Origin of the sequence: Cellulomonas wangsupingiae (assembly GCF_024508275.1) — a bacterium.
GTDB lineage: Bacteria > Actinomycetota > Actinomycetes > Actinomycetales > Cellulomonadaceae > Cellulomonas > Cellulomonas wangsupingiae.
In genome coordinates this window covers 2054255-2068018 of the sequence record NZ_CP101989.1, presented here as the reverse complement: position 1 = coordinate 2068018, position 13764 = coordinate 2054255, and the positions used below count along the sequence as shown (strand labels likewise).

Sequence of the window (13764 nt, the reverse complement as noted above, 5' to 3'; positions counted from 1 at the left end):
GCCGCAGCCTAGCCCCGCCGTGGGAGGCGTCCCGTGCCGTCCACGGGACGGGCGGACGGCACGGGACGCGACGGGTCACCCCGGGGTGGGTCCCAGCCCGTGGCCTGCGACGCGCAGCAGGTCGGGCATGGCGAAGTCGTCACCGGCGCCCAGGAACGGACGCCACGTCGGCTCGTTGCGCAGGTACGACGACTGGTCGGCCTGCAGCAGCCCGAGGAAGACCTCCCCGACGACCCGGCCGCCGAGCTGCCCCAGGTGCTCGCCGTCGGCCTGCACCTCGGCCTCCCGCAGCACGTAGTACCACAGGGGCGCGGGCGCACCGTCCAGGCCGATCTCCTGCTCGGAGAGCCGTTCGACGCCCGTGCGGGCCGCCATGGCCTGGCCCGACGGCAGGAGCAGGCGTGCTCCGCGGGTCAGGTTGCGCGCGATGAGGGACGGCATGGCGCCGCCGATCTCGGGCGGCAGCGTCGCGAGCGGGTTGGCCAGGTGCGTGTCGATCTTCCGGCTGTGCTGCAGCCCGTCGGAGCCGGCGCCGTCGAGCTCGAAGAAGCGCGCCCACTCGATCGTCCAGAGCTGCGGCAGCGGACGGAAGCCCCCGAAGTGGCCGAGCGGCTCCTTGTCGACGGGGTCCGGCGTGAACGTGGGCAGCCCCGGGCGCGCCTGCGGGTCCGCCGGGTCGGGCGCGCCGACCACGGTGTTGAGCCGGTAGCGCCCGCGCACCTGGGAGTGCCCGAACCGGTACGCCGCGACGGAGAACTCCACGGGGATGTACGGCGCCCGGTGCCAGGTGAAGTGGCGCAGCTGCGGCTCGGGCCGACCGTCGGGCGACGTGACGAGCAGCTCCGCGAGCGCGGCGTCGCCGATCGTGCGGCGCAGGAAGTCGTGCACGACGACCCACTGGTAGTGCCAGCGCACGATCCGCTGGGCGGTCTCGAACGGGGTCTCGCTGCCACGAGTCAGGTGCGGGTCGCCCAGGACCCGGTCCATGACGGCGTTGTGGAACTTCAGCATCGTCAGGTGCAGCTGCCCGACGAACGTGTTCTCGTCGTTGCGCGGGTCGCCGAGCAGCGCGACGCCCTGGCTGTTGCGCGGCAGGTCGTCGTCGCGTCCGTTCGACCCGATCAGGAGCTTCGCGGCGCCGTCGACCTGGCTCGCACGGTCGTAGAGGAACGGGTCGTCGGCGGGGCCGCGGCCGTAGACGGAGTCGAGGTCGAAGCGCGGGCTGCGGAAGCTCGTCAGGGCGTCCGGGTCGTTCTGGCGCTCGAGGCTCGAGGCGGGGTCGAACGTGAGGTCGTGGTCGATGAACTGGCCGAGGTAGGTGTACCCGGCCGGGATGGAGGGGTTGTCGAGCGTGCGGTCGCCGCCGGTGCTGCCCTCGGTCATGAGGGCCGCGACGCGCGCGATCTCGGTGTCGGACGGCACGTAGGGCGGCAGCCGGAACAGGCGTCCGAACCGTCCCTCGTGCAGCGCCGACAGCGGGAGGTACTGCAGGCCGCGCGCCTCGTGGCCGTGGCCGCGCGCGGGTCGCTGCCCGCGTCCCAGTCCGTGCGCGGAGGTGCCGGCAGCGGTGAGCTCCTCGGCGGTGCGCGGGGCGTGGCTCCCCGTGCTCTGCGGTGCGGTGATGGTCATGGTCCCCCCTCGAGCGGCCGCTGCGGGCGCAGCGGCGTCACACGGGAGGAGCACACGCGTCGGCGGTCAGATACGCCGACGGGCGGCCCGGATGCCCCGGACCGCCCGTGGTCGGTACGTCGGGCTGTCAGGCCAGCAGCTCGGGGACGGACGCGAGGTAGGCCTCGAGGTTGCGCCGGACCTCGGCGACGCTGTCGCCGCCGGTCTTCTCCAGGAGCGTCTGCGCGACGACGAGCGCGACCATCGCCTCGGCGACGACGGCTGCCGGCGGCACGGCGCACACGTCCGAGCGCTGGTGGTGCGCCGTGACCGGCTCCCCCGTGGCCGTGTCGACCGTGGCGAGCGCCCGCGGGACCGTCGAGATCGGCTTCATCGCGGCGCGCACGCGCACGACCTCGCCGTTCGACATGCCGCCCTCGATGCCGCCGGCGCGGTTGGTGCGCCGCACGATGCGACCCGACGCGTCGCGCTCGATCTCGTCGTGCGCCTGCGACCCGCGGCGGGCGGCGGTCCGGAACCCGTCGCCGACCTCGACCCCCTTGATCGCCTGGATCCCCATGAGGGCGCCCGCGAGCCGCGCGTCGAGGCGGCCGTCCGCCTGCACGTAGGTGCCGATGCCCGACGGCAGACCGTGCACGAGGACCTCGACGACACCACCGAGGGTGTCGCCGTCCTTGTGGCACTGGTCGATCTCGGCGACCATCGCCGCGCTCGTGGCGGGGTCGAAGCAGCGCACGGGGTCGGCGTCCAGGGCGGCGACGTCGTCGGGCGTCGGGGTCGGCGCGTCGTCCGGCACCGCGACCGGCCCGATCGCGACGACGTGCGAGACGAGCCGCACACCCGCGACCTGCTCGAGGAACGCCGCCGCGACGGTGCCGAGCGCGACGCGCGTCGCCGTCTCGCGCGCCGACGCCCGCTCCAGCACGGGCCGCGCGTCGTCGAAGCCGTACTTGCGCATGCCGACGAGGTCGGCGTGACCCGGGCGGGGCCGGGTCAGCGGCCGGTTGCGCGCGATCTCCTTGACGTCCCCGGTGCCGGCGTCGACCGTCAGTGCCTCGGGCGCCACCGGGTCCGCGGACATGACGTCGGCCCACTTGGGCCACTCGGTGTTGCCGACCTCGATCGCGAGCGGACCGCCCTGCGTCAGGCCGTGGCGCACACCGCTGAGCAGGCGGACCTCGTCCTGCTCGAACTTCATGCGGGCACCGCGGCCGTGACCGAGTCGACGGCGCGCGAGCGCGTCCCGGACGTCGGAGGTCTGCACCCGCACGCCGGCGGGCAGACCGTCGAGGATGCCGACGAGCGCGGGACCGTGCGACTCGCCGGACGTCAACCATCTGAGCATGAGGGGGATCCTCCCACGTCGTGGCCGCACGGCCGGATCGGGTCCGCGCGCGGGCGCACCCGCGCCGCCGACCGCGCGAGGCGGGCGGCGGCGCGAACGCGCTGTGTCAGCGGCTGGACCCCATACGAGGGGCCGCCCCACCGGGCAGCGGTGCCAGGGTCGGCTCCTCGGTCGGGACCGACCCCGCGGGGACGGACTGTGCCAGGCCGTAGAGGTACCCGACGACGGCCATCTCCATGTCGCCCTCGTTGATCTGCGGCCGGCCCTGCTCGGGCTCGCCGGGGTCCAGGCCCTCGCCGGTGTACCCGGTGACGAGGAAGAGCCGCTCGGTCGCCTGGACGCGCTCGACGAACGCCGACACCTTGTCGGGCGCGCCGATGACCTTCAACGTCGCCGCCATCCCCACGAAGCCCTCGATCGGCACGAACCCGGCCGGCGTCACCGCCGTCGCCGTGTCGGCGACCTCCGCCGACGCGTCGACCTCCGCCTCGGGGTCGGCCGTGGCCTCGGCGTCGTCGGTCGTCGCGGGCTCGGCGGGCACCTCGGCCTCGACCGGGACGACGAGCTCCGGCTCACCGGCGTTGTAGCCGATGAAGGTGACGCCGACCTCGTCGGCGATGGTCTGCACGGTGCGGACGTACTCGGCGAGCTGCGGGGCCGTCGGGATCTGCCGCTCGATCGCTGCGAGCTCCGCCTTGGAGGCGTCCAGCTCGGCGAACTGCTGCGCGAGCCGGTCGAGGTCCGCCTGCAGCTGGACGTTCCGGGTCTCGGACGCGTCGGCGGCGGCGTGCGCCGTGGACGTCGCGGCGATCGTCGGGGACACCCCGACGAACCACGTCGCGACGAGGATCAGCATGGCCAGGACGGCGGTCCCGCCCACCCAGGTCGAGGTCTTGCTCGTCATGTCAGCCCTCCTCGACGAAGCGCGACGCGTAGGCGAGCGGACTCACCCGGACGCTGCTCGTGTACTTGTAGATGGTCTCGCCGGCGCGCTCGTCCACGTCCGCGACGGCGACCCAGGCCTCCTGGAACCCCGGCACGCCGTTGAGCGCGTCGATCCAGGCGGCCGTGTCGACCATCACCGTGGACCGCGCCTCGAACCGGAGGGTCGCGACGCTCGCCTCCTGCAGCGGGTGGGTCGGCGGCGCGGGCGCGAGCTGCGGGGTCGCCCCGTCCATCACGACCTGCGTGATCGTCACACCGGCCGGCATGACGGTGCCGATGGCACCGAGGTACGGCGCCCACAGGATCTCGGTGGACATCCCCAGCTCACGGGCGTCACGCGCCCTGGCCAGCTGGCCGAGGACCACGGGGACCTCGGCGTACTGCTGCTGCGCCTGCAGCAGGCGCGTGGTCTCCTGCTCGGCCTTCTCCGCACGTCCCTGCGCCGCCGACAGCTGCGTGAGCGTCGAGGCGTACACCGCCCCGGCCAGCGCCAGGACGGCCACGAGCGCGAACGCCAGGCGACGCTTGAGGCCCCCCAGCGCGTACCGGTCGGCGTACTGCTGGGGCAGCAGGTTGACCTGCGCGACCTTGGGCAGCCCCACCGTCCCGGACTTGTCACCGCGTGCACCGCCGCGCGTCACCGCGGCCGGTCGCTTCAGCAGGGTGCTCATGCCGCGACTCCCATCGCCAGACCCAGAGCGATCGCCAGGGTGTGCTGCTGCTCGACGAACCGGGAGCCGGCCGCGGCACCGTCGAGGTTCGAGAACGGCTGACCCGGGCTCACCGGGAGCCGCGTGGCCGTGGACAGGTACTGCCCGAGGCCCGGCAGCTGCGACCCGCCGCCGGTGAGGAGGAGGTGCTCGACCGTCGCACCGGGGTGGGTGCTGTTGTAGAACACCATCGTGTTGCGCACGGCCTCGACCAGCGCCGAGACGACCGTCATGACCTGCTCGGCCGCGCGCTCCGTCTCGGGGGCCTGCGAGTACCCGACACCGATCGTCCGCTTGGCGACCTCCGCCTGGTCCAGCGGGATGCCGAGCGCCCCGGCCACGACCTCGGTCACGTCCTGGCCGCCCGAGGGCAGCATCCGGACCATGCGCGGGACGCCACGTGCCACGACCGCCACGGTCGTGACGCGCGCACCCACGTCGACGATCGCCACGGTGTGGTTCAGGGCCTCGCCGCGCGCCATGGCACGCGACAGCGCGAACGCGCTGAGGTCCACGACGACCGGGCGCAGGCCCGCGGTCTCGACGGCCGCGGTGTTCGCCAGGACGGTGTCCTTCGTCGCCGCGACCAGCAGGCCGTGCATCACCTCGCCGCCCTCGCCGGAGCGCACCTCGACGGGCAGGTAGTCCAGGATCGCGTCGTCGACGGCGACCGGGATGAGGTTCTGGACCTGGAACGGCAGCGACGAGCGCACCTGCGCCATGGGCATCGCCGGCAGGTCCAGCTCGCGCACGACGACGCGCTGGTTGCCGACACCGAGGATGACGTCCTTGCTGCCGAACTTGTTCTCGGCCCACAGCCGCTTGATCGCGCTGCCGACGGTGGTCCGCTCGACGACCTCGCCCTCGCGGACCGCGCCGGGCGGCAGCTGCACCACACCGACCCGGACGAGTCGGGGGCGCGCGTGTGCCGATGGCCCACCGCTGCCGTACTGCACCTCAGCGGCCCGCACCTGGGTTGTCCCGATGTCCAGACCGATCACACGCTTCCTGGCCACGTGGCATCCCTTCGCGCGTCCGACGACTCTTCGGTCTATCGGCCGCCAGGGGGCCCGCCTTGAGCGCTCGCGCCGGTCAGGTACCGAGCGCCGCGCCGAGGTACGCGGTCCAGATCTGCGGTCCGGCCACGATCCCGATCGCCGCGCCCAGCAGCATCCACGGCCCGAACGGGACCTGGGACGTGCGCCCCGCGCGCCGCAGCGCGATCAGCACGAGCCCGTAGAGGCCGCCGCACGCGAACGCCGCGAAGGCGCCCACCACGAGCGACCCCCACCCGAACCAGGCCAGGACCATGCCGAGCACGCCGGAGAGCTTCACGTCCCCGAAGCCCATGCCCCGGGGGTAGACCATCACGAGCGTGAAGTAGAAGAGCCACAGCGCCGCCATGCCGATCGCCGCGCGCAGCATCGCGTCCCACTGCCCGGTGCCGGCGCTGGCGACGACCAGGAGCACCGCGACGACCACGTAGGACGGCAGCACGATCCGGTCGGGCAGGCGGTGGGTGTCCACGTCGATCAGCGCCAGCGCAACGCCGACGGCCACGAGGTACCACAGGACCGGCAGCAGCCACAGACCGTCGGGGCGCTCCAGGGCCCACCACGTCGCCAGCACGAACAGCACGGCGGTGGCGCCCTCGACCAGCGGGTACCTCGCGGAGATGCGGGCACCGCAGTCCCGGCACCGCGCCCGCAACGCCACCCACGACACGATCGGCACGTTGTCGCGGCGCCGGATCGCGTGCCCGCAGGACGGGCAGGCGCTCGGGGGGCGCACGACGGACTCGTCCCGCGGGACGCGCCACACGACGACGTTGAGGAACGAGCCGACCGCCAGGCCCGTGAGGCCGGCCAGCGCCAGGAGGATCGCGGTCACCGGTGTCAGCTCGCCGACCCGTCGGGCTCGAACGCCGGCTCCACCTCGACCCACACGTTGACACCGTACGTGGTGGTCACGGGTGAGAGGAACTTCGGCGGCGCCATGTAGCGGAAGCGCTCGTCGTAGTTGTAGTCCTTGGCGAACCCGGTGCTCATGGACGCGCCCGAGCCGGTACCGACGGGCCCGCGGAACTTCTGGGCGATCGCGCCGTTCACGGTCAGCGTGCCGCGGTTGCTCGAGCCCTTGTCGTAGTTCTGCACGAGGAAGGTGTGCCCGACCGACAGGATGGCGGCGTCGATACGACGGTTCTTGTCCAGCTGGGGCTGGTTCGAGGAGTTCACCGGGTTCCAGACCCACACGGCGTTGTTGCCGACCAGGCCGAGCATGTCCTCCCCGTCGTCGGCGTACTTGATGTCGCCGGTGACGTAGATGTAGTTCTCCGACGCGAGCGTCGCGTTGCCGGAGATGGTCCCGGACACGAACAGGTCCCCGTTGCGGCAGCCGTAGGCCTTGGAGAACGGGACCTTCTCATTGTCCTGGGGGTAGCCGATCGAGTTGGCCTTGGACGCGCACGTCGACGCCGACGACGGGAACGGCGGCTTGTTTCCGCCGGTGTGGTTGACGTTGCCCGACGAGCCCGGCACGTTCTGCACGTAGACCACGAGGTTCGCCGGGACATCGATCTTCGTGCCGACGTACTTGCCGCTGCTGCGTTTGGCGAGCCCGCTGTCGCCCGGGACCCCGCAGTGGGTCGGGTTCGAGCCGAGCGCGTCCGCGACGCCCGCCGTGTTGGTGAACTTCGTCCACGGCGAGACGACCGTCATCTTGCCGTCGGCGTGGAACGTGATCGACGTCGGACCGGTGTACAGGCACCCCGGGTTGGGCACCTCGTTCGGCAGGTCCGAGCGCGTCTCCTTCTTCAGCTGGGAGTTCGTGGGGGGCATGCCGATGGTGGCGATGTTCTGCGGGTCCGTCGTGATCTTGAACGTGGGCGCCGTCCCGGACGACTTGATGTAGTTCTTGCCGGTCGCGGCCTTGTAGGCCGTCGTCACCTTGCCGTTGAACTTGGCCGGGCCGTTGGTCTGGAACGCGTCGTTGGTGTGCATGGGGCCGTTGATCTCGTCCTGGCCACCGAAGTAGATGACGGTGCAGCCCGGACGGGGGCCCTCGTAGTGGTGGATCGCGCAGTTGGTGTTGTCGTCCGGGTTCAGCGCCTCGGGGTCCCGCACCTCGTAGTCGGTGAAGTACAGGAAGTCGATGAAGCCCTTCTGCTTGATGTCGGCGACGATCGACCGCGTGTCCCCGGTCGCGCCGCCGGCGCGGCCGGTCGCGCGGACCCGCAGGGTGCCGTCGATGTAGAAGCGTGAGTTGTCGACCTCGTACCGGAACTCCGCCTTGCCGCCGCTGCCGGGGACGGTCGCCCACGTGCCCGACGCCCCGACGCCGAACGCGGGGTTCGCGGACGCCCCGGCGGGCAGCGCCACCTTGCCGCTCGAGCCCGTCTCGACCGTGAACGGCGCCGCCGGGTTCCCGTACGCGAAGTACCCCGTGTCGTTCGCCAGCCGGCTCTCGTACTCCTCGATCCCCGCGTACGCGGCGGCGAGCGACGCGCTCCAGCTCTCGTCGCGCTGCGCCTGGCGCGCCGCTCCGGTGCTGGTGGCGATGCCGGCGACGATGAGCGCGCTCAGCATCACGGTGACCCCGAGGACGACGACCATCGCCATCCCGTCCTCGCGCTCGTCTGATCGGATCCGCAGCAGTCGGGACAGTGTCATCACGGCCTCACTCGAGAGATGCCCCGGTTGGGAATGCCGACGGCGTTGTTGATCTGCACGGGATCGGCCCGCTCCGTGACGTCCGCCTGCACCGTGAGCGTGACCCGCACGCCCGCGATCTCGCGCAGCTGCTCGGTCGTGAAGCCGCTCGCGGGGATGGGGATCGCGACGTTGCCCTGGTTGAGGTACTCGAAGAGCGGGGGGGACCCGGCCGGGATGAGGCGCGCGATGGGCCGCGTCCGCGTCGGCGACCCGACCGCGGGGAACGCCCACGGGTCCTCCGTCGACGTCGTCTCCCAGCGCGTCTCGACGAGACGTCGCGCCCCGTCGATCGCGAACCGCACCTTGACGGGTCGCGAGTCCGTCGCCTCGGTGTCGATGTAGGCGAACATCGTCAGGGTGTTCGCCTTGGCCTCCACGAACACCGGGGACTGCGTCGACCCGCCGCCGGCGAGGCGCAGCTCGGTGCCGGCGCGCACGACGCGCGTCAGCTCCTTCATGCCGGCCGCCGCCACCGTCGTCGAGTCGGCGGCGGCCCGGTCCCGGGAGAAGGTCCGGGAGAAGGACGTGACCATCCCGAGGATGAGTGCGGTGAGGAAGGCCAGCAGCATCATCGTCACGAGCATCTCGGGCAGGGTCACGCCGCGGTCGTCGTGCCGCAGCGGCCGGCGCAGGCGGCGGATCACGGCAGGACCGCCGTGCGCGGGTCGAACGTGACGACGCCCGACGCCGCGATCGTGGTCCGCTCCGGCATCGCCGGCGTGGGCACGACCAGACGGCTGGCCGGCAGCGACGTCTTCGCCCCCGTGGCCGAGGTCGACGTCTGCAACCGCCACGAGCCGTACGGCAGTGCCACGGTCACCCGCCCGGACGCCGGACCCGGGACGATGTTCCCGAAGGCGTACGACACGGTGCAGTCGCCGTCCTCCGACACGGCGTGCAGGTGGCTGCCACCACCACCGGTGACCTGGACGAGGCCCATCGGGACGCCGACCGCCACGGCACCGCCGGGTGCCGCCGCGACGGCGTCGGGAAGGGCCGCGGCGTAGGTGGTCGCGCCGATCGTCTCCTCCGGCCACTGCCGCGGGTCCGCCTGCGTGCAGGTCCCGGCGTAGGGCGCGTAGCCCGATGTGAAGGGGTGCAGCCTGTACGTGTGGCTCGTGGTGCCGCCGGCGTTCTGCTGCGCGACGGCAGCGTTGCCGTACGTGCTGCTGAACGTCGTGCTGAACGCGGTGGGCAGTCGCGTGCCGCTCGGAGCGCCCGGTGCCATCGTCGCGTTGAACGTCGCCGCCTCGTCGAGCTGGAAGCCGACGGAGGCCGTCGACCCGGTGGCGACGACCACGGACTGGGTCGGCGCCGCCAGCTGCGTGTCGCTGACATGGCCGGCGCGGGTCACCTTCACGTCGTACGTCCCGGGGTCCACCTTCAGGACGTACGTGCACCCCTGGGAGTCGGTCGCGTTGATGGCGGCGCCCAGCGTCGGCGTCACGGTGACGCCGACCCCGGCGTTGCCGGTGCCGTCGGCCTTGAGGACCGAGACGAGGATCGTGCCCTTGGTCGGGTCGTTGATGTGGTCGTCCGGCGACAGGATCGTGTCGCTGCGCACGGGCTGGGCGGTCGAGCGCATGCCGCCCCACGTGACGGTGACGTTGACCCGCTTGTACCGCAGGGCTCCCGTGCCGCTGCCGGCGCCGCAGGTGAACTCCGCGCCGGGGTCGGAGACCCACTGCGTGGTGCGGGTGATGGTGAACTCGTCACCGTTCAGCGTCTCGGTCTGCTCGTCGTCGAGCAGCGCGAACAGGTCGGGGGCGTCGCGCGCGAGGTCGATCTCCTCGGCCGCGAGGTTCGCGGCGACGACGCGGGCGCGGGCGTCGCGCGTCAGGCTGAGGGTGCTGATGAGGGAGTACGCCAGGCCGGTGCTCACGAGCGCGAAGATGAACATCGCGACGAGGAGCTCCGGCAGGCCCATGCCCGCGTCGTCGTCGCGGACGTGCCGCATGCGGCGCCACCAGGTGCGCACGGTCACTCCTCCGCTCGTGTCGGTACGGGTGTCGCCGGTCGGCGCGCCCCGCGGATACGCCTGCGGTGTGGGGCGCCGCGTTGCCGCGACGCCCCACACCGGTCAGCCGATCAGGGTGATCAGGGAGACGGAACCGCCGGCGCGCCCGAGTCCTTGATGACGCCGTCCTTCGAGGTGTAGGTCCAGCTCTTCGTGGTGAGGTCCGCGTGCGTCGCGGTCATCGCGAACTCGGTGGCCGACACGGTGCCGACCTTGACCGTCACGCGGTCCGTGGCGTTGTAGCCGTTCTCCTTCAGCTTGTCGTCGGTCAGGCCGACGTACGAGCCGTTGTTGCCCACGGCGAACGTCTCGGCCGCGATCGCGGCGTTCTTCAGGTCGCTCTCGGCCTGCGCCTCCCAGCCGCGGGTGCGCTGGTTGAGGAACGCCGGGATGGCGATCGCGGCGAGGATGCCGATGATGATGATGACGACGAGGAGCTCGATGAGCGTGAAGCCCTTCTCACCCTCGGCGCGCTTCTGCATGGTGGTACGGACGCGAGCCATCATGTGCTGGTCCCTGCTTTCGGTGTCGGTGTCCATTGCCGGGTGCGAGACCCGGCGGTTCGGTGCTGCACCGAGGACATCGACCCTGGTCGCAGGCGCCTTGAGCGCGTACGCCAGGTTCACCCGGACGGCCGTCACTGCACCAGCTCGAAGATGCTGAAGATCGGCATGTAGAGGGCGACGATCATGCCGCCGATGATCACGCCGAGGAACGCGATCATGAGCGGCTCGATGAGCGACGTGAGCTGCTCCGTGGTGGCCGCGACCTCCTCGTCGTAGAAGATCGCGATCTTGGTGAGCATCTGCTCGAGCGACCCGGAGTCCTCACCCGTCGTGATCATCTGCACGACCATGGGCGGGAACACGGCGTGCTTGGCGAGCGGGGCGGACAGCGGCTGCCCCTGCCGCACGCCCTGCTGGATGTCGCGCACGGCGACCTCGATCGTCCAGTTGCCGGACGTCTCCCCCACGATGTCGAGCGCCTGCAGGATCGGCACGCCCGCACCCAGCATCGTGCCGAAGTTGCGGGTGAACCGGGCGATCGCGACCTTCGTGAACAGCGGCCCGAAGACCGGGAACCGCAGCGTGACCGGCTGGACGCGCGAGCGGATCGCGTCGTCGTTCTTGTGCTTGCGCCACCACACCGAGAACCCGATGCCCATCACCAGCATCGCCGGCGCCAGCCACTTCATGACCCCGGAAAGGAAGACGAGGAACTGCGTGGGCGCGGGCAGCTCACCGCCCAGGTCGGCGAACATCTTGTCGAACACCGGGACGATGAACAGGAGCATGCCCACGACCGCCAGGATCGCCATCGCGAACACCATCACGGGGTACGTCATCGCCGACTTGATCTGGGCGCGGAGCTTCACCTCGGACTCGTAGTTCTCCGCCACGGAGGTGAGCGACTCCTCGAGGAACCCCCCGATCTCGCCCGCCCGGATCATGTGGATCATCAGCGGCGGGAACACCTCGCGGTGCTTCGTCATCGACTCCGACAGCGCGCCGCCGGTCTCGACGTCCGAGCGCACGGTGCCGAGCGCCTTGGCCAGCGGCTTGCTGTCGGTCTGGTCCGCCAGGATCGACAGGGCGCGCAGGAGCGACAGGCCGGCGCTGATCATGGTCGCGAGCTGGCGGGCCATGACCGCGAGGTCCTTCAGCTTGACCCGGTCGCCGAAGCCCGGGATCGAGATCTCCGTCTGCAGCCCGCTGGTCGAGATCTCGTGGATCGCGATCGGCGCCATGCCCATCGACCGCAGCCGGTTGGCGACGGCCTCCTCGTTCTGCGCGTCGATCCGACCCTTGACGACCTTCCCGGTCCGGTCGGACAGCTCGTACTCGTACGTGCGCATGACAGCCATCAGTAGCCTCCCAGGCTCGCACCGGACGGGTTGCCGAACGCGCTGGACTGCAGGGCCGACGCGCCCTGGTTCACCTTCGCGGTCCGGCCGACGAGCTTGTTGAAGTCCTCGACGTGGTGCGCCTTCTCCAGCCCGACCTCGTACGTGATCTTGCCGCGCTTGACGAGCTCGGCCAGGTGCTGGTCCATGGTGTGCATGCCCTGGTCGGCGCCCGCCTGCATGGCGGAGTAGATCTGGTGGGTCTTGCCCTCGCGCACGAGGTTGCGGATCGCCGGGGTCGCGATCATCACCTCGGTCGCCGCGACCCGGCCCGTGCCGTTCGCCTTCTTGGCGAGCGTCTGGCAGACGACCCCCTGGATCGCCGCGGCGAGCTGCGTGCGGATCTGGGCCTGCTGCCCCGAGGGGAACACGTCGATGATGCGGTCGATCGTCTGGGCCGCGTCCTGCGTGTGCAGGGTCGCGAAGACGAGGTGACCGGTCTCGGCGGCGGTCAGGGCCACGGAGATCGTCTCGAGGTCACGCATCTCGCCGACGAGGATGATGTCGGGGTCCTGGCGCAGCACGTGCTTGAGCGCGTTGGCGAACGAGTGCGTGTCCGCGCCGACCTCACGCTGGTTGACGATGCACTTCTTGTGCCGGTGGAGGAACTCGATGGGGTCCTCGACCGTCATGATGTGGTCCTCGCGCGTGCGGTTGGCGAGGTCGATGATCGACGCGAGCGTCGTCGACTTGCCCGACCCCGTCGGCCCCGTCACCAGGACCAGCCCGCGTGGCAGGCCCGCGAAGGACCCGACCGACGCCGGCACCCCGAGCTCCTCCAGCGGCTTGATCTCGTAGGGGATCACGCGGAAGGCGGCGCCCACAGACTCGCGCTGCTGGTACAGGTTCACGCGGAATCGCGCCAGGCTGCGCACCGCGTAGGACAGGTCGAGCTCGAGCGTCGACTCGAACTTCTCGCGCTGCTTCTGCGTGAGGATCGCGAACAGGCTGCGGCGCAGCGGCTCGGGCATCATCACGCCGAACTGGTCGAGGGGACGCAGCGTGCCGTTGATGCGCACCATCGGAGCCGTCCCGGCCGTGAGGTGCACGTCCGACGCCCCCAGCCGGTGCATCTCCCGCAGCACGTCCTCGATCACGACGTCGCTGTCCTCCCGCACGGACGCCGCTCCCCCGCGGGCCAGCCCGGACGCGGCGCCGGCGCGCGACGGCACGGCGGCGGGCTGCCGCGCCGCGGGAGACGCCGGAGCCGGCACGTGCGGAGCCGGGTACGGCCCTCCCGCGTGCGCCGGGGGCGGCACGGTGCCGGCCGGCACCCGCGTGTCGCCCTGCACGCCGCCGGCGGGGTACGCGTGGCCCGGCAGCCTGCTCTGGGACGGGACGGGCTGGTAGGACCCGCCCCCGAACGTGTCGGCCGGGGCGGCCTGCGGCCCGGCCGGACGGTACGGCGGCAGCGGCCGCGTCGGTTCCCCGGACGCTGCCCTGTAGGTCTCACTCACGTCGTCGGCCTCCAACCGGTCCGCGCACGGCGCCCGCGCACGATGCGG

The 13764-nt window shown here is 71.8% G+C and carries 12 protein-coding genes; all 12 read right to left on the bottom strand.

Features of this window, described 5'->3' with window-relative positions; all coding sequences use genetic code 11:
* Window positions 1-75: 75 nt before the first annotated feature.
* Complete coding sequence (locus NP075_RS09570) at window positions 76-1629, bottom strand: peroxidase family protein (RefSeq protein ID WP_227562968.1); 1554 nt, start codon at window positions 1627-1629, stop codon at window positions 76-78.
* A 127-nt stretch (window positions 1630-1756) separates the two neighbouring features.
* On the bottom strand, window positions 1757-2974 hold the full coding sequence (gene aroC, locus NP075_RS09565) for a chorismate synthase (protein ID WP_227562967.1): 1218 nt from the start codon (window positions 2972-2974) through the stop codon (window positions 1757-1759).
* A gap of 106 nt (window positions 2975-3080) precedes the next feature.
* Window positions 3081-3878 (bottom strand): hypothetical protein, encoded by a 798-nt coding sequence (locus NP075_RS09560; protein WP_227562966.1) that lies wholly within the window; start codon window positions 3876-3878, stop codon window positions 3081-3083.
* Window position 3879: 1 nt separating this feature from the next.
* Complete coding sequence (locus NP075_RS09555) at window positions 3880-4590, bottom strand: fimbrial assembly protein (protein ID WP_227562965.1); 711 nt, start codon at window positions 4588-4590, stop codon at window positions 3880-3882.
* Window positions 4587-5630: a type IV pilus assembly protein PilM gene (gene pilM / locus NP075_RS09550; RefSeq protein ID WP_227563218.1), complete on the bottom strand. Its 1044-nt coding sequence runs from the start codon at window positions 5628-5630 to the stop codon at window positions 4587-4589. Before pilM ends, NP075_RS09555 begins: the two co-directional genes overlap by 4 nt.
* A gap of 91 nt (window positions 5631-5721) precedes the next feature.
* The gene (locus NP075_RS09545) at window positions 5722-6519 is read right to left on the bottom strand and encodes a prepilin peptidase (protein ID WP_227562964.1); all 798 of its coding nucleotides are present in this window, start codon (window positions 6517-6519) and stop codon (window positions 5722-5724) included.
* A 5-nt stretch (window positions 6520-6524) separates the two neighbouring features.
* Window positions 6525-8297: a hypothetical protein gene (locus NP075_RS09540; RefSeq protein ID WP_227562963.1), complete on the bottom strand. Its 1773-nt coding sequence runs from the start codon at window positions 8295-8297 to the stop codon at window positions 6525-6527.
* Window positions 8297-8983: a PilW family protein gene (locus NP075_RS09535; protein WP_227562962.1), complete on the bottom strand. Its 687-nt coding sequence runs from the start codon at window positions 8981-8983 to the stop codon at window positions 8297-8299. Before NP075_RS09535 ends, NP075_RS09540 begins: the two co-directional genes overlap by 1 nt.
* The gene (locus NP075_RS09530) at window positions 8980-10317 is read right to left on the bottom strand and encodes a type IV pilus modification PilV family protein (protein ID WP_227562961.1); all 1338 of its coding nucleotides are present in this window, start codon (window positions 10315-10317) and stop codon (window positions 8980-8982) included. Before NP075_RS09530 ends, NP075_RS09535 begins: the two co-directional genes overlap by 4 nt.
* Window positions 10318-10436: 119 nt before the next feature.
* Window positions 10437-10862 (bottom strand): prepilin-type N-terminal cleavage/methylation domain-containing protein, encoded by a 426-nt coding sequence (locus tag NP075_RS19085; RefSeq protein WP_308054122.1) that lies wholly within the window; start codon window positions 10860-10862, stop codon window positions 10437-10439.
* A 131-nt stretch (window positions 10863-10993) separates the two neighbouring features.
* Window positions 10994-12220, bottom strand: coding sequence for a type II secretion system F family protein (locus NP075_RS09520; protein ID WP_227562960.1), 1227 nt, complete (start codon window positions 12218-12220; stop codon window positions 10994-10996).
* Window positions 12220-13716 (bottom strand): type IV pilus twitching motility protein PilT, encoded by a 1497-nt coding sequence (locus NP075_RS09515; protein WP_284439922.1) that lies wholly within the window; start codon window positions 13714-13716, stop codon window positions 12220-12222. The genes NP075_RS09520 and NP075_RS09515 overlap by 1 nt, the downstream gene beginning before the upstream one ends.
* Window positions 13717-13764 lie beyond the last annotated feature (48 nt).

What these genes read in the sequence shown, in the direction of transcription:
- NP075_RS09570 (WP_227562968.1), bottom strand. Translation starts at nt 1,629, where the DNA reads ATGACCATCACCGCACCGCAGAGCACGGGGAGCCACGCCCCGCGCACC.
- aroC (WP_227562967.1), bottom strand. Translation starts at nt 2,974, where the DNA reads ATGCTCAGATGGTTGACGTCCGGCGAGTCGCACGGTCCCGCGCTCGTC.
- NP075_RS09560 (WP_227562966.1), bottom strand. Translation starts at nt 3,878, where the DNA reads ATGACGAGCAAGACCTCGACCTGGGTGGGCGGGACCGCCGTCCTGGCC.
- NP075_RS09555 (WP_227562965.1), bottom strand. Translation starts at nt 4,590, where the DNA reads ATGAGCACCCTGCTGAAGCGACCGGCCGCGGTGACGCGCGGCGGTGCA.
- NP075_RS09540 (WP_227562963.1), bottom strand. Translation starts at nt 8,297, where the DNA reads ATGACACTGTCCCGACTGCTGCGGATCCGATCAGACGAGCGCGAGGAC.
- NP075_RS19085 (WP_308054122.1), bottom strand. Translation starts at nt 10,862, where the DNA reads ATGATGGCTCGCGTCCGTACCACCATGCAGAAGCGCGCCGAGGGTGAG.
- NP075_RS09520 (WP_227562960.1), bottom strand. Translation starts at nt 12,220, where the DNA reads ATGGCTGTCATGCGCACGTACGAGTACGAGCTGTCCGACCGGACCGGG.